At 51.7% G+C, this 20,478-nt stretch carries 17 protein-coding genes and 1 rRNA gene; 10 read left to right on the forward strand and 8 right to left on the reverse strand.

The genetic code is table 11. The features are described from left to right. The first annotated feature begins 1 nt into the window (after position 1). The 3 genes from HNQ92_RS16305 (at position 2) to HNQ92_RS16315 (ending at position 3,362) form a co-directional block, all read left to right on the forward strand. Positions 2–919, forward strand: coding sequence for a helix-turn-helix domain-containing protein (locus HNQ92_RS16305; RefSeq protein ID WP_184175110.1), 918 nt, complete (start codon positions 2–4; stop codon positions 917–919). A 544-nt stretch (positions 920–1,463) separates the two neighbouring features. Beyond that, positions 1,464–2,006: a hypothetical protein gene (locus HNQ92_RS16310; protein WP_184175111.1), complete on the forward strand. Its 543-nt coding sequence runs from the start codon at positions 1,464–1,466 to the stop codon at positions 2,004–2,006. Between the two features lie 282 nt (positions 2,007–2,288). Then, positions 2,289–3,362 (forward strand): branched-chain amino acid aminotransferase, encoded by a 1,074-nt coding sequence (locus HNQ92_RS16315; RefSeq protein ID WP_184175112.1) that lies wholly within the window; start codon positions 2,289–2,291, stop codon positions 3,360–3,362. Positions 3,363–3,478: 116 nt separating this feature from the next. On the opposite strand, the gene HNQ92_RS16320 is transcribed toward HNQ92_RS16315, so the two are convergent. Beyond that, a complete protein-coding gene (locus tag HNQ92_RS16320) occupies positions 3,479–3,838 on the reverse strand; it encodes a hypothetical protein (RefSeq protein ID WP_184175113.1) in 360 nt (119 codons plus the stop codon). 161 nt (positions 3,839–3,999) lie between these two features. After that, complete coding sequence (locus tag HNQ92_RS16325; RefSeq protein WP_184175114.1) at positions 4,000–4,884, reverse strand: AraC family transcriptional regulator; 885 nt, start codon at positions 4,882–4,884, stop codon at positions 4,000–4,002. Between the two features lie 374 nt (positions 4,885–5,258). Between HNQ92_RS16325 and HNQ92_RS16330 the strand changes: the two genes are divergently transcribed. The 5 genes from HNQ92_RS16330 (at position 5,259) to HNQ92_RS16350 (ending at position 11,349) form a co-directional block, all read left to right on the forward strand. Further along, positions 5,259–7,088: a sodium:solute symporter family protein gene (locus HNQ92_RS16330; RefSeq protein WP_184175115.1), complete on the forward strand. Its 1,830-nt coding sequence runs from the start codon at positions 5,259–5,261 to the stop codon at positions 7,086–7,088. Between the two features lie 48 nt (positions 7,089–7,136). Beyond that, positions 7,137–8,324, forward strand: coding sequence for a glycoside hydrolase family 130 protein (locus tag HNQ92_RS16335; protein WP_184175116.1), 1,188 nt, complete (start codon positions 7,137–7,139; stop codon positions 8,322–8,324). 99 nt (positions 8,325–8,423) lie between these two features. Next, positions 8,424–8,936: a cupin domain-containing protein gene (locus HNQ92_RS16340; protein WP_184175117.1), complete on the forward strand. Its 513-nt coding sequence runs from the start codon at positions 8,424–8,426 to the stop codon at positions 8,934–8,936. A gap of 368 nt (positions 8,937–9,304) precedes the next feature. Further along, complete coding sequence (locus HNQ92_RS16345; RefSeq protein WP_246440257.1) at positions 9,305–10,099, forward strand: hypothetical protein; 795 nt, start codon at positions 9,305–9,307, stop codon at positions 10,097–10,099. Between the two features lie 119 nt (positions 10,100–10,218). Beyond that, on the forward strand, positions 10,219–11,349 hold the full coding sequence (locus tag HNQ92_RS16350) for a glycerate kinase (protein ID WP_184175119.1): 1,131 nt from the start codon (positions 10,219–10,221) through the stop codon (positions 11,347–11,349). 30 nt (positions 11,350–11,379) lie between these two features. On the opposite strand, the gene hemC is transcribed toward HNQ92_RS16350, so the two are convergent. The 6 genes from hemC to HNQ92_RS16380 all read right to left on the reverse strand — a co-directional run bounded on the left by hemC (position 11,380) and on the right by HNQ92_RS16380 (position 16,483). After that, a complete protein-coding gene (gene hemC, locus HNQ92_RS16355) occupies positions 11,380–12,309 on the reverse strand; it encodes a hydroxymethylbilane synthase (RefSeq protein WP_184175120.1) in 930 nt (309 codons plus the stop codon). Positions 12,310–12,351: 42 nt separating this feature from the next. Continuing rightward, positions 12,352–13,254, reverse strand: coding sequence for a 30S ribosomal protein S6--L-glutamate ligase (gene rimK, locus HNQ92_RS16360; RefSeq protein WP_184175121.1), 903 nt, complete (start codon positions 13,252–13,254; stop codon positions 12,352–12,354). Positions 13,255–13,261: 7 nt separating this feature from the next. Beyond that, positions 13,262–13,780: an ATP-dependent zinc protease family protein gene (locus tag HNQ92_RS16365; RefSeq protein WP_184175122.1), complete on the reverse strand. Its 519-nt coding sequence runs from the start codon at positions 13,778–13,780 to the stop codon at positions 13,262–13,264. Beyond that, entirely contained in the window at positions 13,777–14,898 is a 1,122-nt protein-coding gene (holB, locus tag HNQ92_RS16370; protein WP_184175123.1) for a DNA polymerase III subunit delta', read from the reverse strand. Before holB ends, HNQ92_RS16365 begins: the two co-directional genes overlap by 4 nt. Positions 14,899–14,912: 14 nt before the next feature. Next, positions 14,913–16,112: a putative sugar nucleotidyl transferase gene (locus tag HNQ92_RS16375; protein WP_184175124.1), complete on the reverse strand. Its 1,200-nt coding sequence runs from the start codon at positions 16,110–16,112 to the stop codon at positions 14,913–14,915. Positions 16,113–16,237: 125 nt separating this feature from the next. Next, entirely contained in the window at positions 16,238–16,483 is a 246-nt protein-coding gene (locus HNQ92_RS16380) for a type B 50S ribosomal protein L31 (protein WP_184175125.1), read from the reverse strand. A gap of 502 nt (positions 16,484–16,985) precedes the next feature. Here HNQ92_RS16380 and HNQ92_RS16385 point away from each other — a divergent pair. Continuing rightward, positions 16,986–19,433, forward strand: coding sequence for a ribonucleoside-diphosphate reductase subunit alpha (locus HNQ92_RS16385; protein WP_184175151.1), 2,448 nt, complete (start codon positions 16,986–16,988; stop codon positions 19,431–19,433). Positions 19,434–20,388: 955 nt separating this feature from the next. Beyond that, positions 20,389–20,478: ribosomal RNA gene (locus HNQ92_RS16390) — 16S ribosomal RNA — on the forward strand; the annotation flags it as partial.

Here is a 20,478-nt window from a genome sequence, read left to right on the forward strand (position 1 = left end):
TATGAAACCGAAGAAAGTATATACCTTCGCTACTATTAGCGAATTTCACCGGATAAGCGGACTGCCCAAGCCCGATCATCCTTTGGTAAGTTTGGTAGATTATGGTTTGGTCGAGTATCAAATCAAGGAGAATGAAATTGGTTGGGTCCAGAATTTTTATTCTATTGGCTTAAAGCGAAATATTCAATACAAATTTCGCTACGGCCAGCAACAATATGATTTTGATGAGGGCCTTTTGTCTTTTGTTGCACCGGGACAATTGGTGCAACTGACGATGGAAAAGCCTGAAATAAAGCCAACGGGGTGGCTTTTGCTTATTCACCCAGATTTTATTTGGAATACTACTTTGGCGAAAAATATTAAGCAATACGATTTTTTTGGATATGCTGTAAATGAAGCTCTATTTCTTTCAGATAGAGAAGAAGCGATCATTGTTGAAATCATGCAAAATATTCAGAGGGAATACCATTCTACTATTGACAAGTTTAGCCAAAGTATCATCGTTGCCCAAATAGAGTTATTACTTACCTACTGTGAACGGTTTTATCAACGACAGTTTATAACTCGCAAGAAAGTCAGCCATCAAATTTTGACCAAATTGGAAGACATTCTTAACGATTATTTCAATCATGATAGTCTAATAAACGAAGGTTTGCCTAGTGCCCAATACATTGCGGGTCTGTTACATGTTTCGCCTAACTATTTGGGTAGCTTACTTAAATCTTTAACTGGACAAACTACCCAACAGCATATTCATGAAAAGCTGATTGAGAAAGCGAAAGAAAAATTGTCTACGACAAATTTATCTGTAAGTGAGATAGCTTATGAGTTAGGATTTGAACACCCTCAATCGTTCAATAAGCTGTTTAAGACTAAAACCAATCAATCGCCTTTAGAGTTTAGGCAGTCATTTAATTAAAGCCGTTCCTTTCCTCACTGGCTTAAACTCCGACTGGGCGGCACCTCGCTACGTCTTGATGTCAGTCGTTCTCCGAACGAAGATTGCCCATTAGTTCTTTGCCCATGTTGGTAAGCTTATTAACCAGTTTTGTAGCGCCTCGTACATAGTAAAACTTTTTCTTGGCTGAAAAGGATCAAGTACTTTGTGAATAAAATGCGCGGCGAGGGTGGTTGGTGAAAATACCAGCAAGGGATCCAATAAATAATTTGCGGGCTCTCTATAGAAGAATTCAATAGGATTTTCTAATTTTCGGCGCTTTATGCAAGTGAGTGAAGATCTTCGGGTTTAGCCTTGAACGTACAACGTGCCTCGTTCGTACTGGCAAAAATCTACCGTGTAATCAAGAAAGTAGCTTCTGTAAAGTTTTAAACGTTTGTCAGAGAATATTTTAGCTCGTTTTTAAAAAAACGAGTTTAGGCTTTTTGTGCCTTCGCCATCTCTAACGGAGCGTTAGTAACTTTTAATTTGTAACCATAAATAACCCTCTAAACTTTTAATTTGTATGAAAAGCTACATTTACATCATCATTTCGTTTTTTTTCGTCCTCGGTGGTTTTAGTTTAATAAAGGACCATTTCAGTGACGCCGAGAGACAGAGATGGCAAGAGTCCATAGCCAGTTACGAAAAATTAGTAGCCAACCCGGTGAAAACCGAGGCCTTTTTGGATAATGTTTACAAAGAAAGGACGATTAAAGTCATGGGATTGCCTATGAAATCTTATAAAATGAAGTACTTCTTTCTCGTAGATGGTAGGACATATGAAGGTACTTATACGTCCAATACAAGTCCTGAGAAAACATTTATTACGATCAACTACCTAGCGGAGAATCCTTCTACCAATGCGATTAATCCTGAAAGGGTGCTCCAGGGACTTAAGGATGACGAATCCTCCAATTTTAATTTGTACCTGGGTATAGGTGCACTCCTTTTGGGTATCTTCGGAATGCTTGGTTCTGTTCAAGAAATTAGGGACGAAAAGAAAGCCAAGGAAGAAGAAACGCTGCGCTTGATCGACGAGCGAAATAGCCAACTATTTGGTAGCTAAAAAGCATGCATGTGCTGTCCAAGGCTGATTTACAGGATTTTATCTTTTGACAAAGGTCTGTGAACCAACTGCCTGAGGTGCGCGGATTGGTAGCGGTAGGGATGAAAGAAATAGAATAAATACGTAGGTTGCGGAAGTAGCCTGGAAGATTCTGGAAACAAGCAAAAACAATTTACTTGTTATACTAAATAAATTTATGAGTTGTACGAAAAATAACTAAATTGCGGCATTAGCCTGATGGCCGTTGTTTTTGTCCGGACCTACGTACTAACTTTTACCCATATGACAGCCGATACCTTATCCTTACCCATTGACATTCAGCAGACCACAAGCCCGCGTGTGCAGGATGTAGATTTTACCAACCTGGTTTTTGGTCGGAATATCTCCGACCACATGTTTGTGGCCGAGTACCGCGATGGTCAGTGGCAGCAGCTTCGTATAGTACCTTATGGTGATCTTTCACTAAGTCCCGCTACGGCGGCGCTACACTACGGCCAGGCCATTTTTGAGGGCATGAAAGCCTACAAAAACGAGGACAACGAGGTACTTCTGTTCCGTCCGCACGACAATTGGAAGCGCTTCAACCGCTCGGCGGAGCGCATGTGTATGCCTACGGTGCCAGAGGAGGTATTTATGAACGGCCTGACCGAGCTCATGCGCCTGGATGCCGAGTGGGTACCTTGCGCGCCCGGCTGCTCGCTGTACATTCGTCCCTACATGTTTGCGGCGGATGCGTACCTGGGCGTGCGGCCGTCGGAGTCGTACCTGTTTGTGATTTTTACCAGCCCGGTAGGTACCTACTACGCCAACCCGCTGAAAGTGAAGGTAGAGACGGACTACATCCGGGCGGCAGCCGGTGGGGTAGGTGCGGCCAAGTGCGCGGGCAACTACGCGGCTTCGCTGTACCCGGCGCGGCTGGCCCAGCAGGCCGGCTACGACCAGCTCATCTGGACCGACGCCCGCGACCACGTATTTGTGGAGGAGTCGGGTACGATGAACGTCATGTTCATGCTGGACGGAAAACTGGTAACGCCCGCGGTGTCTGATACCATTCTGGACGGCATCACGCGCAAGAGCATCGTGGAGATAGCCCGCCACTGGGGCATTTCCGTGGAAGAGCGCAAGGTATCTATCCGGGAAGTCATTGAGGCCCTGAAAGAAGGACGTTTGCAGGCGGCTTTCGGGGCCGGTACGGCCGTGGTGGTGTCGCCGTTCTCGGTGATTGCCTACGAAGGCGTGGATTACCACCTGCCTGCGGTTGAAGAAGATTCCTTTGTCACAAAAGTAAAAAACTACCTGACCGACCTCCGTACCGGCAAAATAGCCGATACCTTTGGCTGGGTATTGAAAGCCTAAGGTACCTTTCAAGCGGAGGTACTTTATATATCAGAAGGCCGGAACCCACCTGGGTTCCGGCCTTCATTTTTAGAGAGGGTTCATCGTTTTGGAATGCGCCTTACGCTTTGTTAAAACTACCCCCGGCTGCCCCGGTGCATGCGGCGCGGCTGGCGCTGGGCTTGCTTTTCCAGCAGCTTGATGTACTGCTCCTGGGTCAGGGTGGCTTTCAGCTTACTTCTGGATTCTTCGCGGTTGGCCCGCATCTGCTTTTGCAGCGCTTGCTGCTTCTGGCTTTGTTCCAGCATTACTACCTTCACCTGGCTGGCTTGCTCGTCGGTGAGGCTCAGTTCGGTTTTCATTTTGGCTACCTGGCTGTCTACCCGTTTTTCGAGCGAAAATTCCTTCTTGGGGCCCGCTGGTTTTTTGGCTTGTTGCGCAAAAGTGACGGTGGACATACTGACTAACAAAACAAATACGATTCCTAGCTTTTTCATGGCTGCTTATTTAGTTATTAGGATGTGTTTACTGGTGGTTGGAGGGCTTTGGTAGCTAAAGGTTTAATGGGGGGCTGTTATTTTCGGTTTATTTCGGTAAGCGCTCGCCACCCCAAGTACCTTCGGGTAGGTACCTGGGGTGCACAAATCCGGGCGTATCCTCAGATAAAGGTTCTGGTACCTACGTAGTTGTCCCGGAATTCTTTGGGTGTACAGCCGTTTTTGCTTTTAAAGATCCGATTGAAGTAAGAAAGATTATTGAAGCCACACTTGTAGGCTACCTCGGCAATGGAGTGGGTGGTGTCGATGAGCAGGCGGGAGGTATGTCCCAGCCGGATTTCGTTGAGGCTCTCGACGAAGGTTTTGCCGGTCCGTTTCTTGATAAAACGACTGAACGACACCTCCGTCATGTCGGCTACGCGGGCTACCTCTTCCAGCGAAATTTCCTTGTTGTAGTGGTCGTGGAGGTGGGCAAAGACCTTTTCGAGGCGGCGGCTGTTGTAGTTGACGCTCTCGTTGGTGAAGGTACCGTTGGCCAGGAGCCGCGTGTTACGCGACACCGAAAGGTCGTGCAGGATAGACATCAGCTCCAGCACGGAGTCGAAGCCGCTTTTTTCGGACAGCTTCTGCAGCCGGGGCAGCAGGCGCTCGATGGTATCCTGGGAAAACGAAATGCCCCGTGCCGACTTCTCCATGAGGTTCCGGATGAAATAGAGCTGGTTGCGCTTCAGGAGCTTGTCGTCAAATAAGTCGCGGTGAAACTGGATCGTGATTTCGCTGATTTCCGGCATTCCTTCCCGCCACTGGTACTGGTGCGTAAACCAGCCGTGCGGGAGGCTATTGCCCACCAGTACCAGCTCCAGGTCGCTGATGGTCTCGGTGTGGTCGCCCACGATGCGTTTTACCCCGGCCCCGTGTACGATCAGGTTCAGCTCGTACTCTTCGTGGTAGTGCAGGGGAAAGTCGAAACGCTTCTTGTGACGCGAAAAGATCGTGAAGCAATCGTACTGCGTTAGGGGGGTAATTTCCCGATAAACTTCTTTCATGATAGGTTGGTAGAGGTTAAGAAAAAGGGTGCGATCAGGTAAAAATGTACCAGGAAAATAGTTTGCGCAGAATAAACCCAATCTGATCTAAAAGTAGCATGAGGTAAGAATATCTCCTACTAAAGTGTATGATTTTTGTAAAAAATAATTGGAGTTATTGTAGGATTGGCTAAAATAGTATTATATAGTTTGTGGCGATATTTAAGTAGTTTGTATAAAAAAATAGCGGCAAGCAACCGTGTGATTTCCCCGACGAGGGTACGTAAGTGTAAGGCAGGGCCAGAGAATAGCTAGGAAAAACCAGGAAAAATTTAGTGAAATTTGAGTTGACTCTTTGAAGACGATTTCGTTTCACGCACGCAACCCGCCATTTCATGTCGCTTTCCTCCCTGGATATTCTGATTATACTGCTGTATTTGCTCACCTTACCGGTGATAGGCCTGGTGATGCGCCGCCGGGCCCGGACCGACCAGAAGGCCTACATGCTGGGCGGCAACAACCTGCCCTGGTACATGCTGGGCCTCTCGAATGCATCGGGAATGTTTGATATCTCGGGTACACTCTGGATGGTAACGCTGGCCTTTGTATACGGCATGAAGAGCATTTGGATACCCTGGCTGTGGCCTTCGTTCAACCAGGTATTTATGATGATGTACCTGGCGGGTTGGCTGCGGCGCTCCAACGTCACAACCGGTGCCGAATGGATGATCACGCGCTTCGGGAAAGACCGGGGGGCTACGCTTTCGCATACCATCGTGGTGGTGTTTGCGCTGTTGAGCTGCCTGGGCTTCATGGCGTACGGGTTTATTGGGCTGGGCAAGTTTGCGGAGATCTTCATCCCCTGGCGTGTGGTGGGACCTTACCTGCCTTTTGAAGTACCGGCTCCCTACGTGCCGCATTTTTATGGCTTGGTTTTTACGCTGTTCGCCGTGTTTTATTCCGTGCTGGGCGGGATGGCTTCCATCGTATGGGCCGACGTGCTGCAGTACCTCATCATGACCATCGCGGCCGTAGCCATTGCGGTTATCGCTATCGGAAATTTGAGTGGGCAGGTACTTCGCGTCCCCGACGGCTGGATGAACCCCTTCTTCGGCTCTCGGCTGGGGCTGGATTGGACCGGTATCATCGACGAAGTGAACGAGAAAATCCGGGACGACGGCTTCTCTACCTTTGGTATTTTCTTTTCCCTCATGGTAGCGAAAGGCTTGCTGGCGAGCCTGGCGGGCCCCACGCCCAACTACGACATGCAGAAAATCCTGTCGACGCGCTCCCCGTGCGAGGCGGCCAAGATGAGCGGGCTGGTGTCGCTGGTGCTGCTCCCCACGCGCTACCTCATGATCATGGGTTTTGTGGTACTGGCCCTGCTGAACTACGAGCAGCTCGACCTCCAGACGGCCTCAGGTGCCATCGATTTTGAGAAAATCCTGCCGTCGGCCATTCAGCAGTTTGCACCGGTAGGGATCATGGGGTTGCTGCTGGCGGGGTTGCTATCGGCGTTCATGGGTACTTTTGCGGGTACGCTCAACGCCGCGCAGGCTTACGTCGTCAACGATATTTACGTAAAGTACCTCCAGCCAGGAGCCAGCAACCAGCGCATCAGCCGGATCAACTACCTGGTGGGGGTCATCATCGTGGCCATCAGCATCGTGATCGGCTTCTACACGCAAAGCGTCAACAGCATTCTGCAATGGATCGTCTCGGCCCTGTACGGAGGGTACATCGCGGCCAACGTCCTTAAGTGGCACTGGTGGCGCTTCAACGGCAGCGGTTTTTTTGGGGGCATGTTGGCGGGGATTTTGTCGGCCATGGTGTTGCCTACCGTTTTTCCCGGCACCGTAGAGCTGTACTTTTTTCCCCTGCTGTTTGTCATTTCGCTGGCGGGAAGTATTGGAGGTACCTACCTGGCACCACCCACGGAGGAGTCCTACCTCAAGCGTTTTTACCAGCAGGTACGTCCGTGGGGTTTCTGGAAGCCCATCCAGGAAAAAGTAGCAGCCGAAAACCCCGGCTTTGTACCGAATCGAGACTTTAAACGGGATATGTTCAACGTAGCGGTAGGTATTGCCTGGCAGCTGGGCCTGACTACCTTTCCCATGTACCTGGTCCTGAAGGAGTGGACGTACCTGGGCGCGTCGTTGCTCGTGATTCTGGGTACATCGCTTATTTTAAAGAAAACCTGGTACGATCGGCTGGAGGGTACTTAAGCGCATCAACCTATAAAAATTCATCAACCTATTATTACCGTTGGCACTATGAAATTTGAAGAACGATTACGGCAGCTGATGCTGGACAAAGAAAAACGCCTGACCCGCCCCAACGAAGTACTTGGCCCCGGCAACGGCATCTTTGACCGCTACCGCTACCCGGTCCTGACGGCCGGGCACGTGCCGCTGTTTTGGGAGTATGACCTCAATCCCGAAACGAATCCCTACCTGATGAAGCGGATCGGGATCAACGCTACTTTTAACGCGGGAGCCATCAAGCTCAACGGCAAGTACCTGCTGGTAGCGCGGGTGGAAGGCTACGACCGGAAATCGTTTTTTGCCGTGGCCGAAAGCCCCAACGGGCTCGATCAGTTCCGGTTTTGGGACTACCCGATCACCATGCCGGAAGCCGACCAGCCCGACGGCAACGTGTATGACATGCGCCTAACCCAGCACCAGGACGGCTGGATTTACGGGCTCTTCTGCACCGAGCGGAAAGACCCGGCCGCTCCGCCGGGCGATGAGTCGGCGGCGGTGGCACAGTGTGGCATTGCCCGCACCCGCGACCTGAAAACTTGGGAACGCCTGCCCGACCTCCGGACGCCTTCGCCCCAGCAGCGCAACGTGGTGCTTCATCCGGAGTTTGTAGAAGGGAAGTATGCGTTTTATACGCGCCCGCAGGATGGCTTCATCGAGGCCGGGTCGGGCGGGGGCATTGGCTTTGGGCTGTCGGCCACGATCGAGCGGGCCGAGGTAGACGAAGAGCGGGTCATTGACCCTAAAAAGTACCACACTGTGTATGAGGCCAAGAACGGGCAGGGCCCCGCTCCGCTCCGGACCCCCGGCGGCTGGCTACACCTGGCCCACGGAGTGCGCCACACCGCCGCCGGGCTCCGCTATGTACTTTACCTGTTCATGACCGACCTTCACGACCTAACCCGTGTCATCCATAAGCCTGCTGGGTACTTGCTGGCTCCCGAGGGCGAGGAGCGCACGGGCGACGTGTCCAACGTGGTATTTGCCAACGGCTGGGTACTCGATGACGACGGTACGGTGTACATCTACTACGGTGCTTCGGATACCCGCATGTACGTGGCTACCTCCAGCCTGGACCGCCTCGTAGACTACGTGGTCAATACGCCCGGCGACGGGTTTCGCTCGGCCGCTTCGGTAGCGCGGCTCCAGGAGCTGATTGATAAAAACCTGGCGTACCAGTCCTTCAACATCCTGGCCTGAGGCAAAGGAAAGCCTCGTAGGTACTTTGATACGCATTTTCATCTTACCTTTGGTCCTGGTACTTATTTTATTCAACGTATACATTATCCAGTTAAAAACATGAACGCATTTCCGGCTTCTACCGACAAAAATGAGGTGTTTGAGCAAGTACAACAATTCCTGGACGACCAGGGTTTTACCGTGGTGAGCAAAGATCATTCGCGCCCCTGGGGTGGTTTCTTTGTGCTCGACGAAGCGCAGGCCCCTGCTTTTATCAAAGCTTTTTTTTCGCACCTCTCGCTGGAGGATTTTGCCGGTTTTGACAAGCTAAGCCCCAAAATCCTGGTGGTGGCGCCCGAAAAGCGTCTTTCGTGGCAGTACCACCACCGTCGTGCCGAGATCTGGAAGGTCATCGGTGGCCAGGCGGGGGTAGTTGTGAGTGATACCGACGAAGAGACGGAGCTCCAAAAGCTGGCCTTAGGTACCGTGATCAACCTCAAGCAGGGCGAGCGCCACCGCCTGATTGGCCTCCACGAGTACGGTATCGTAGCCGAGATCTGGCAACACACCGACCCCGCCAATCCTTCCGACGAAGACGACATCGTGCGGGTGCAGGATGATTTTGGCCGGTAGTTTTTGAGATAAAAAGCCTTTGAATAAAAAGCGATAGATTCAGGCATAATCTATCGCTTTCCCTTTATACATTTGCATTACTAGTGAAGTCCACAAAGTATGTGGTACCCGTATTTTTTAGCCTCTCAATGCCCCGCCGAATTCTTTTTTCTTGCATTTTATTATTGTTACTGTACCTCACAACGGAGCTCTTGTTACGCATTGGCCTGTCTTTCTTGGGGTACTCCTTCTGGAAGCCATCGGACAGGATACTAACGAATTATTACCCACAGCTCACCGATATAGTGACGCAGCCAATTTCTAAACAGGACGCAAAAAAAGATATTCTGATTTTGGGCGGGTCGGTGGTAAGTACCCCCTGGAGTCACTTGGAACAAAGGCTGGATACCCTATTACGGCCTGCGTTTCCAACAGGAACGGAATTCCAATTTTATAACGTAGCTGCCGCCGGTCATACCTCGGCGGATAATCTTCAAAAATACAAGCTATTAACAGACCAACGGTTCGATCTGGTGATTTACTACGAAGCCATAAACGAAAACCGCGCTAATAATATTCCGGCTGAATTTTTTCGGTCGGATTATTCGCACATGAAATGGTATAACGACTTGAACCTGCTGCTAAGTCACACAGAGATAAACATAACCGTACTGCCGTACGTGGTTCATCTCATTAGCCAGCGCATCGGTGATAAGTGGTCGGGAAAAGTGTACATCGATCACGAAAATGTAGATATGGTGTATAAAAAGTACGGTGGCAATATTAAAACAGCGTCCTCCTTCCGTAACAACCTGGCGGGAATTATCGAGCTAGCCCAGCACCGAGACGAAAAACTACTCCTGCTGAGCTACGCATCGTACTTTCCAGAGGGAGTAGCGCTAACGGGCGAAGAGGCTGATATGCAGCATTTTGCCGGGTGCAATTACGCCTCGCCGGTATCGATATGGGGCGAAGCGGAGTACGTAGCGAAGGGCATTCAAGTACATAATAACGAGCTACGGAAGCTAGTAACCCAGTATCATCCTTTCTATCTGGATTTGGAAAAAAAAATGCCCCGGGAACCGTCGTTTTTTTGTGACGTATGCCACCTTAATGAACCGGGGGCGCAGTATTTTTCCCGGCAATTGGCCGAGCACATCATTGATCAGGGATTGCTCAAATAGATAATTAGGAGCCTGATCCTTTACCTGGAGCGAAGCGTTTAAGTACCCTACCAACGGTAATTTACCCTGGGCACGTGCTTTTAAGCTCGAACTATGCGATAATCCTTCCCCAGGCATTCATGAAAATCCTCCTTGCGCCCGATAAATTTAAAGGTAGCCTGACGGCCCGGCAGGTAAGCCAGGCCATGGCCAACGGCATCCAGCGGTTTGACGCGTCCATCGAGACGGTACTTCATCCCATGGCCGACGGTGGCGAGGGCTCGCTGGAGGTACTTGAGCAGCTGCTGAAACCAGAGCGCATTACGCTGGAAGTACCCGATCCGCTGTTCCGGCCGGTACGGGCTTCGTACTTATGGAAAGATCAGCGGGCTTACGTAGAAATGGCGCAGGCTTCGGGCCTGGAGCTGCTGGCTCCAGCCGAGCGAAATTGTTTATACACTACTACCTTGGGTACCGGCTCGCTCATGGCCGATGCCCTGGATCGGGGTGCTACGGAGCTGTACCTTTTTATTGGGGGAAGTGCTACCAACGACGCGGGCTTGGGTGTGGCGCGGGCGTTGGGCTACCGGTTTCTGGATGAGGATAACCAGGAGATCGAACCCATAGGCAAGGAGCTGGTGCGCCTGGCTGCCATTGATACCAGCCAGCTCCGCTACGATTTTTCGCAGGTGAAGGTGTACGTAGTGTGCGATGTTCAAAATGTACTATACGGGCCCGCGGGCGCTGCTTATGTGTACGGCCCACAGAAAGGGGCGGACGCCGCCGCCCTGCGGGTACTTGACGACGGGCTTCGGCAAGTGAGTCGCGTGGTGCAGGCAGACCTGGGCATCACGCTCAACAACCTGGCGGGTGGTGGAGCGGCGGGTGGCGTAGGTGCGGGCGCGGTGGCCTTTTTGGGAGCCGAAATCCTACCCGGTACCGACACGCTCATGCAGATCACGCAGTTCTACGAGCAACTCGCCGAGGTAGACCTCATCATGACGGGTGAAGGAAAGCTCGATGAGCAAACCCTGCACGGGAAGCTGGTACAAGGCGTGGTGCAGGCCGGACGGCAGCGCGGCATTCCCGTAGCGGCCATTTGTGGTACCTGTACGGTGGATAAGGCGCTGCTGTATGAAGCCGGGCTCCGGCAAGTAGCAGAGGTACTTCCGCGCTGCAAAACGCTGCAAGAAGCCATGACCCAGGCCGGACCAGTGGTAGAAGAACTGGCTTATGAGATCATAAAAACGTTCCGTAGTGTAGGTACCTGACTTACCCCGAATAAACAAACCAAAGTACCCCTACTGCTTCACTTGGGTACGGATCTGGGCCAGGATGCGGTCGGCACCGGCAGCGAGGAGTTCTTCGGCCAAAGAAGTACCTAGCACTTCGGGCGCGCTGGGTACCCCTTCCTGCGTGCGGCGGATCATCTCCTGGCCGTCCAGGCTGATGATGCCGCCCGTGAGCGCAAGGGTACTTTGCTGCCAGGTTGCCAGTCCAAAAACCGGAATGCTACAGCCACCCTGCAAACGTTTGAGGAAAGCGCGCTCGGCGCGGAGGCAGTGCGCGGTAGCGGGATGGTTGAGCAGGTTCTGAAGTACCTGCTTTTTAGCCCCATCCAGGCTCGCGGCGCTTTCAATGGCTACGCTGCCCTGCCCCACGGCGGGCGTAAACTCCTCTACCGAGAGCAGTTCGGCAATTTTATCGTCGTATTCCATGCGGTGTACGCCCGCGTAGGCCAGCAGCAGCGCGTCGCACTGGCCTTCTTCCAATTTGCGGAGGCGGGTCTGGAGATTGCCGCGCATGTCTACCGTCCGGATGTGGGGATAGTAGTGTTTCAAGATCGCGATCCTCCGGGTCGATGAAGTACCTACCACAAAAGGCTCACCGCTTTTTAAAGATAAAGAAGTATCATGGCTCACCAGTACGTCATTCACTTGCTCGCGCTCGGTAAAGGCCAGAATCTCGAAGTCCGCGCCCAGGTCCGACTGTAGATCTTTGGCACTGTGCACGGCGATGTCGATGCTGCCGGTGCGCAGCTGGTCCTCCAGTTCTTCCGTAAAAACCCCCTTACTACCAATTTTAGCCAACGAGCGATCCAGGATTTTGTCGCCTTTAGTTTCGATGATCACGATCTCAGTAGTGAGGCCGCCCCGTTGCAGGAGCTCTTCTACGTAGTAGGCCTGCCAAAGCGCCAGCTTACTACCGCGGGTACCTATTCGAATATTCATGCGTTTTCCATTTGGTTAACTTCAACCTTTTTTAATCTTTATTTATACCCCTACGCTGTCTGACTCGTCGGTTTTGATCCGCTCCTCGATGTAGTGGATAATCTGCGAGGCCACGTCGACGCCCGTCGTCTTCTCGATTCCCTGCAGGCCGGGCGAAGAATTTACTTCCATCACCAGCGGTCCCCGGTTGGACTGCAGCAAATCTACCCCCGCTACCCGTACGCCCAGGGCTTTGGCTGCCGCAATGGCGGTTTCTTCTTCCTGCGGACTAAGCTCAATGGCGAAGCCTTCGCCACCCCGGTGCAGATTGGAACGGAAATCGCCCTCCTGGCCCTGACGCTTCATGGCGGCTACTACTTTGTTACCAATGACAAACGCCCGGATGTCCGCTCCCTTCGACTCGGCGATGAATTCCTGGATCAGGAAGTTAGCGCGCAAGCCGTAAAAAGCCTCGATGGTAGAAGTGGCGGCTTTGGCCGTTTCGGCCAGCACCACACCTACGCCCTGGGTACCTTCCAAGAGCTTGATCACCACCGGCGGGCCACCCACGATCTTGATGAGCTCATGAACCTGGCTGGGGTTTTTGGCAAAAACCGTTTTGGGAATATCCACGCCCGCTTTGGTCAGGATCTGCATACTGCGCAGCTTGTCGCGCGCGCGGGTGATGGCCTGCGACTTGACGCTCGTAAATACCTTCATGAGCTCAAACTGGCGCACCACCGAGCAGCCGAAGGCCGTTACGGAAGTACCGATGCGCGGCACGATGGCGTCAATGCCTTCCACGGCTTTTCCCTTGTAGATGACGGATGGTCTTCCCCCTTCTACCACCAGGAAGCACTTGACGTGGTCGATGATCAGGGGCTGATGCCCCCGGTTTTTTATGGCCTCCACCAGCCTTTTTGTGGAGTAAAGGTCCGGGTTGGTGGATAATACGGCAATTCTCATAAAAATGTTAAGTAGTAGTTGATGAAGTAGACGAATCGGGCGCATCGGCAGCTAGGGAGCGTCTGGCGGCTGAAGAAGCCAGGTACTTTTGGGAAACATCCACCAAAAACCGCCCTTTGAGCAGCTTGCGCCCAAGCAGCACCGGGTAGCTCATCTTGCGGCGGTCGGCCAGGGAGAATTCCGTGCGAATCCGGCGCTTGCCCAGGACAATCTGGGTCTTGATGACATACCGGCGCTCTTCGTGGCCAAAGGAATTTTTAATGGTCGTTTCTTCAAAGTCAGTAACCGAAAAAGGCTGGCGGGGGGCTCCTTTTTGTACGTCCAGATAAAAGCTCAGGCGTTTGGGTTGTCCGGCTTTCTCCACCAGCCGCACACGGGAGCAGTGGATGGACGACGTAGCAGCACCCGTATCCACCCGGGCGGGTACCTGCTGCCAGCCCAGCTCGGGGAAATCGACCAGCTCGGTGGCCCCAATCAATTCCTTTTCCTTCTTAGGTACCTTTTTGATTTCCTTTTTCTTACTCATGATTTCCGAAAGAACTGCGATACGGTAAGCGAAAGATCCAGAAAAACCATTTTAGCCCGTACATTGCGCTCTACGTGGTAGTAGGCTTCGTTGACTTGCTGGACCATCCGTTCCAGTGCGCCTTCGGGAACGGCCTTGGCAAAGTTCTGCACAAAGGCCAGCTCTTCGGCAGGTACCCTCAGGAGTTCGCCCGCGCCCTGCGTCCAGACCAGCATATCCCTAAAAAGCCGAAGTGTGTACTCAAAGATACCTTTTTGGGCTTCCTTATTCAGGCCATCGAAGCTGTCGGCCAGGGTCACGAGCTGCACCAGATCTTGCTTGTAGCAGGAGCGCATCCAGTGGGCAAACCATTCCGTGCGGTCGTCGGTACTTTCGTGGGTCAGGCGGGCGGCCTCCGCCAGGTTGCCGTCGCAAAGGTAGGCGATCTGCCGGGCCTGGCTGGCGGCTAGCGCGTGCTGTTGCTGCAAATAATCCGTTACGTTTTGGTCAGTAAAGGTCGGAACCGCCACCCGTTGCGTGCGAGACAGCAGCGTAGTCAGGAGCCGGTCGGACTGGTCGCTCACCAGCAGGAAGAGCGTTTTGACCGGCGGCTCTTCCAGGATTTTCAACAGTGCGTTGGCCGAGGCCAGGTTCATAAGCTCAGGCTTCCAGATGATCAGAATCTTGTATTCTCCTTCGTAGGCTTTCAGAGCCAGCTTTCGCAAAATGGAACGGGCTTCTTCTACCGAAATATTCCCCTGCTTATTCTCGGCCTGGATAAAATCCAGCCAGTCGGGTAGGAGGCGGTAAGGGCTCTCGTGGATAAAGGTCCGCCAAAGCGGCAAAAAAGCCTCACTGGTACTACCGGGGGCTTTTTTGGAGGTAGCAATGGGGAAGATGCAGTGCAGGTCGGGGTGGATCAGTTTGGCCATTTTGACGCAGGAAGCACACCGGCCGCAGGCGTCCTGCTCCCGTTTGTCTTCGCAGTTCACGTAGGTGGCAAAGGCCAGTGCCAGCGCCAGGGCCCCGCCGCCCGCCGCGCCGTCAAAAAGCTGGGCGTGGGCGACGTGATTTTGGCGTACTGCACGCACGAGCGCGGCTTTTACGTCCTCCAGGCCGGGTATATCTTGGAATAACACGCTTGCTTGGTTAGTCAGTGGGAAGGTGATAAGGTACCTGCTTGCTCCAGGCGGTGTACCTCCCGCAGCATGGCCACCTCGCGGTCGCCAAAAGGTACCTTCCGGCGGCTTACGGTTTCGTAGGCTACGGTCATGGCTTTTTCGAAGCGGTAGTCCGTAAACCCCTCGGCCTGGCCTCCCCAACGAAACGAAGGGATGTGCTTGGGCTGAAAACCCGCCCCGAACACGTTGACGTTGACGCCCACCACGGTACCCGTATTGAACATGGTACTGATGCCCGCCTTGGAGTAGTCGCCCATGAAAAGCCCGCAAAAGAGCTTGCCGGTATCTTGCAAAGTACCTTTTGCGTAGCTATGGAGCTTCACCGTCGTATAGTCATTTTTGAGGTTTGAATTGTTGGTATTTGCGCCCAGGTTACACCATTCACCCAGAACAGCGTTACCCAGGTACCCGTCGTGTCCCTTGTTGCTGTAGCCAAATAGGACGGAATTATTCACCTCGCCGCCTACTTTGCAGTAGGGACCGATGGTGGTTTGGGGGCGGATTTTGGCGCCTTGCGCTACCACAGCACCTTCGCCCAGCGCAAATGGTCCCTGAATGGTGGCCCCTTCGCTCACCACGGCGTTTCGCCCCAGGTAGATGGGCCCGCTTTCAGCATTCAGGATAGCGGCCTTAACCGAAACACCCTCTTCTACAAAAATGGCTTCGGGCTGGTAGCAGTGCGTAAAGGGATCGGTAATCCCCTGCGAAGTACCCTGGCTTACGATGCGCTCGTAGTCAGCCCGGATCTGCGCGCCGTTCTCTCCGTAGATATCCCATAGTTGCCGGATCATGGTGAAGGGCAGGGGGTACTTTTGCGTTTTAGCTACGCCCAGGCCCGGATGCCAGTCAGCTGAGTACGTACGAAGCGCCAGTATTTCGTTTTGCTCCGAAACCAATGCCATGTCGTACGGGAGTTGCCGCACAGCCTCCGCCAGGGCCTCGTCCGGGCAAAGCGCTCCGTTGAGGTAGAGGTTGTCTTCGGCAAGTACCTTTGGGTACTTCGTAGCCAGGTAGGTTTGGGTAAGGTATGAGGGGGTACTTGCCAGGTACCTGGCCCACTTTTCGGCCAGGGTGAAGATACCACAACGGATCTCCGCCACGGGGCGCGTAAAAGTAAGCGGAAGAAGCTGCGGGCGAAGTACGGGGTCGTCGAAGAGAATTACGTTAGCCATGCTACTAGTAAGGTAGGCGATCGCGCCAAAGTTCGCCTATTTTCCTGGACCAGACAAAAAATAAGGCAGTCTCTCGGTGTTTAAAATCGAGAGACTGCCCTAGAGCGTATAGCTGCTGCGTCGGCTTATTTCTGGCCGTACCGCTTTCTGAATTTATCAACGCGGCCGGCGGTATCTACCAGTACGTTCTTGCCGGTATAGAAAGGATGCGACTGCGAGGAAACCTCCACTTTGTAAACGGGGTACTCCTTGCCATCTTCCCACTGGATGGTCTCGTTGGTTTCGATGGTAGAGCGGGTAATAAACTTGTAATCGCTCGATAGGTCCCAGAAAATCACTTCTCTGTACTTAGGATGAATATCTTTTTTCATCGGTATATATTGCTAATGCGTTAGTTACGATTCGGTAAAAAGGACTGCAAAAGTAGTAACTTCTCTCTTTTTGCCCAAATGCTTTTCCGATATTTTTTATAAGGTACTTCCAAAAGCCTCCTTTTTAGCTATAGCCTTCGTTTCTGTTGTCTTGGAAGGCAACACGGCCCAGGGAGGTGAGTATGGGCTAATACCAAACTGTAACTAATTGAATATTAAGCATATAGTAACTTTGTGGAAGTTGAAAATAATTTCTGGTATTATTCGGATAGATGTGTGAACGGTTGATTTTGGTAAGCCTCTTGAAATTAGAATCTTAACAAATTTTTAATGTCCAAAGGAGATTAGATTTTTTGAAGTGCCTAAACAAAACGCCTTTTTTGTTGTTGTTTTTTAAAGCGTTTAAGCGTTACTTCAAAGAATTTTTCAAGCCAACCTACGGGAACTTCCTAGTACAGCAAATACCTACAAAATACTGAAAAACAGCTATATACTTATGCCAATGTACGTAATCAAGCGCGATGGTCGAAGGGAATCGGTCAAATTTGACAAGATCACAGCCCGGATCGAAAAACTCAGCTATGGCCTGGAAAGTAATTACATCCAGCCGATCGAAGTAGCCAAGAAAGTGGTGGCCGGTATTTATGACGGAGTAACCACCGCGGAACTTGACAACCTGGCTGCCGAGACGGCCGCTTCCATGACGACCAAGCACCCTGATTACGCAATTTTGGCCGCTCGGGTGGCTATCTCGAACCTGCACAAAAATACGTTAAAGTCGTTTTCGGCTACTATGAAGCGTCTTTATACGTACGTAGATCCTAAAACCGGCGAAAACGCTTCGCTTATCTCTAAAGAAGTATACGATGTAATTCGCCGCAATGCCGCGTTACTGGATTCGACGATTATCTATGATCGGGACTATGGCTACGACTACTTTGGCTACAAAACGCTCGAAAAATCGTACCTGCTCAAGCTAGACGGTAAAATAGCCGAGCGGCCGCAGCACATGCTGATGCGGGTAGCGATTGGCATTCACCAAAATGACGTACAAGCGGCCGTTGAGACCTATAACCTGTTATCGGAGAAATGGTTTACGCACGCCACGCCTACGCTCTTCAACGCCGGTACGCCTAAGCCTCAGATGTCTTCCTGCTTCCTGCTGACAATGAAAGAAGACAGCATCAATGGGATTTACGATACTCTGAAGCAGTGCGCGCTCATTTCGCAGTCGGCGGGTGGGATTGGCCTGAGCATTCACGACGTACGCGCTACGGGTACCTATATTAAAGGTACCAATGGTACTTCTAACGGCATCGTACCCATGCTACGCGTCTTCAACGATACGGCTCGTTACGTAGATCAGGGAGGTGGAAAGCGTAAGGGCTCCTTTGCCATCTACCTGGAGCCCTGGCACGCCGACGTTTTTGATTTTCTCGATCTCAAAAAGAACCACGGAAAGGAAGAGCGCCGGGCGCGTGATTTATTCTTTGCCCTCTGGATTCCGGATTTGTTCATGAAGCGCGTTGAGGCCAACGACACCTGGTCGCTGTTCTGTCCGCACGAGTGCCCCGGTATGTCCGACACCCACGGCGAGGATTTTGAGAAGCTCTATGAGCAGTACGAGCGTGAAGGCAAAGCCCGCAAAACCATCAAGGCGCAGGATCTGTGGTTTGCGATTCTGGAGTCCCAGATCGAGACAGGTACCCCTTACATGCTTTATAAGGACCACGCGAACGGCAAGTCCAACCAGAAGAACCTGGGGACCATTAAGTCGTCGAACCTCTGTACGGAAATTATGGAGTACACCGCGCCTGACGAAGTAGCGGTGTGTAACCTGGCCTCCATTGCGCTGCCTAAGTTTGTGCAGATGGGCGAAGATGGGTACCTGCGCTTTGACCACCAGAAGCTCTACGAAATTACGAAGGTAGTTACGCGAAACCTTAATAAGATTATAGACCTGAACTACTACCCTGTACCCGAGGCAGAGCGCAGCAATAAGCGCCACCGCCCCATCGGAATCGGTATTCAGGGACTGGCCGACGCCTTCTGTCTGCTGCGCATGCCTTTTGATTCGGACGAAGCCAAACAGCTGAACCAGGAGGTATTCGAGACCATCTATTTCGGCGCAATGGAAGCTTCCATGGAGCTGGCCAAGAAAGAAGGTGCGTACGAAACCTGGGCGGGTAGCCCCATTTCCCAGGGTATATTCCAGTTTGACATGTGGGGTGTTAAGCCCAACAGCAACCGCTGGTCGTGGGAAAAGCTCCGAAACCAGGTAGTGAAGTACGGGGTACGTAACTCCCTGCTACTGGCACCCATGCCTACGGCTTCCACGAGCCAGATTCTGGGGAATAACGAATGTTTCGAGCCGTTTACGTCTAATATCTACGTGCGCCGGGTACTTTCGGGTGAGTTTGTGGTTGTAAACAAGTACCTGCTCAAAGACTTGGTAAAGCTGGGCCTGTGGAACGAAGACATGAAGAACAAGCTCATCATGGCCAATGGCTCGGTACAACCCATTCCGAACATCCCACAGAATATTAAAGACTTGTACAAAACGGGCTGGGAGATTAAGCAACGCGCTATTCTGGATATGGCCGCCGACCGCGGTGCCTATATCTGCCAGTCGCAGTCGCTAAACATCTTCCTGGAAGATCCTAATTTTGGCAAGCTCACCTCCATGCACTTTTACGCCTGGAAAAAAGGCCTCAAAACCGGTATGTACTACCTACGTACCCGCGCGGCGGCTGATCCCATCAAGTTTACGGTGCAAAAGCAGGCCGAGGCGCAGCTCGAACCAGCGGTGGCAGCCGTAGCCGAAAAGGAGATGGACTACGCCCAATACGCCGAAGAGCGCAAGCAGCCCAAAGCCCCTGAGCGGGACGAACGCGCCGACATGCAGTGCTCACTCGATGATCCTGAGGGCTGCGAGGCTTGTGGCTCGTAAATAGAGACTCTTTATTTTTATAATGATAGAAGGCTCCGTCAGTAAGGCGGAGCCTTCTTGCTGAGCAAACGAGCCAGCGGCTTTCCTTTGAAGAGTAGCGAGATTAAGGTAGTCCAGCGGATCATGATAAAGACCTAGATGACTTCGTGTACCATTCAGGAACGGCTTTATGTTACGGCGTAATGGGTAGTTGAAGGGTTAAAAGTCTTTTTTGCTCCACCGACTATTCCAAACGGACTCGCTAGTCCATTAACCGAAAGAAAATAAGATCAAGTATGAGCTTCATAAGGAGGTTGCTCTGACTCTGAAAACTCTCTTCTACTAATAAGCAGACAAAGTATGCTTACCTACTAAATCAGCCAGACGAGACGTACCGCACCAGGTACTTCAAGTACCTATAAAAAAGCTGTCGTCTGGTCACGAAATTTTTTTCAGAAGTTAGGCATCTGTCAGTGAGAATCTTGCGGATTTTGGAAGGTAGTTTTGAAAAAGTTTTTTCCTTGACAGTTGTGTGGTTTCGAAATTTTTCTGACTTTTGCCCTCCCAAACGCGGGAAACAGGCCTAGGCGGGTTCTTAAAAGGCAGGAGCCGAAAGTCGAAAAAAGTACGGGTTCGGCCGGAACCAAAACCCCGGGTGGTTTCGTTCTTTTGAAGCGTCTGGGAAAAAGGGAAGATCAGCGACCCGCCAGAAAAAAATAATCGCAAAATAGTTTGGAATCTTAAAATAGACCTGCTACTTTTGCACTCCCATTCGGAAAGACGAAGGGAAAAAGAAGCTCCAGCTTCGCATCAACCAGGGGTAAGACAGACGGTCTGACCAGCAAGTTCTGAGAGTTTTCAGAGCAACGTTCTTTGGCTTCATGGAAAGAGCATACACAGTAACAGCGTGTAACAGTACAAATACCGCTTGGATGGCTTAGGCTTTGGCCTAGAAAATCACAAGCACTAATTACTTACAATGGAGAGTTTGATCCTGGCTCAGGATGAACGCTAGCGGCAGGCCTAATACATGCAAGGCGAGGGGGCAGCAATGTCACCGTCGAAC

The organism is Rhabdobacter roseus, assembly GCF_014202275.1.
In the GTDB taxonomy this organism is placed as follows: Bacteria; Bacteroidota; Bacteroidia; order Cytophagales; family Spirosomataceae; genus Rhabdobacter; species Rhabdobacter roseus.

Coding starts and splice junctions, on each gene's coding strand:
- HNQ92_RS16330 (WP_184175115.1), top strand. CDS start 5,259: ATGTCGCTTTCCTCCCTGGATATTCTGATTATACTGCTGTATTTGCTC.
- HNQ92_RS16305 (WP_184175110.1), top strand. CDS start 2: ATGAAACCGAAGAAAGTATATACCTTCGCTACTATTAGCGAATTTCAC.
- HNQ92_RS16310 (WP_184175111.1), top strand. CDS start 1,464: ATGAAAAGCTACATTTACATCATCATTTCGTTTTTTTTCGTCCTCGGT.
- HNQ92_RS16335 (WP_184175116.1), top strand. CDS start 7,137: ATGAAATTTGAAGAACGATTACGGCAGCTGATGCTGGACAAAGAAAAA.
- hemC (WP_184175120.1), bottom strand. CDS start 12,309: ATGAATATTCGAATAGGTACCCGCGGTAGTAAGCTGGCGCTTTGGCAG.
- HNQ92_RS16350 (WP_184175119.1), top strand. CDS start 10,219: ATGAAAATCCTCCTTGCGCCCGATAAATTTAAAGGTAGCCTGACGGCC.
- HNQ92_RS16320 (WP_184175113.1), bottom strand. CDS start 3,838: ATGAAAAAGCTAGGAATCGTATTTGTTTTGTTAGTCAGTATGTCCACC.
- HNQ92_RS16365 (WP_184175122.1), bottom strand. CDS start 13,780: ATGAGTAAGAAAAAGGAAATCAAAAAGGTACCTAAGAAGGAAAAGGAA.
- HNQ92_RS16340 (WP_184175117.1), top strand. CDS start 8,424: ATGAACGCATTTCCGGCTTCTACCGACAAAAATGAGGTGTTTGAGCAA.
- HNQ92_RS16375 (WP_184175124.1), bottom strand. CDS start 16,112: ATGGCTAACGTAATTCTCTTCGACGACCCCGTACTTCGCCCGCAGCTT.
- HNQ92_RS16380 (WP_184175125.1), bottom strand. CDS start 16,483: ATGAAAAAAGATATTCATCCTAAGTACAGAGAAGTGATTTTCTGGGAC.
- HNQ92_RS16385 (WP_184175151.1), top strand. CDS start 16,986: ATGTACGTAATCAAGCGCGATGGTCGAAGGGAATCGGTCAAATTTGAC.
- rimK (WP_184175121.1), bottom strand. CDS start 13,254: ATGAGAATTGCCGTATTATCCACCAACCCGGACCTTTACTCCACAAAA.
- HNQ92_RS16315 (WP_184175112.1), top strand. CDS start 2,289: ATGACAGCCGATACCTTATCCTTACCCATTGACATTCAGCAGACCACA.
- HNQ92_RS16325 (WP_184175114.1), bottom strand. CDS start 4,884: ATGAAAGAAGTTTATCGGGAAATTACCCCCCTAACGCAGTACGATTGC.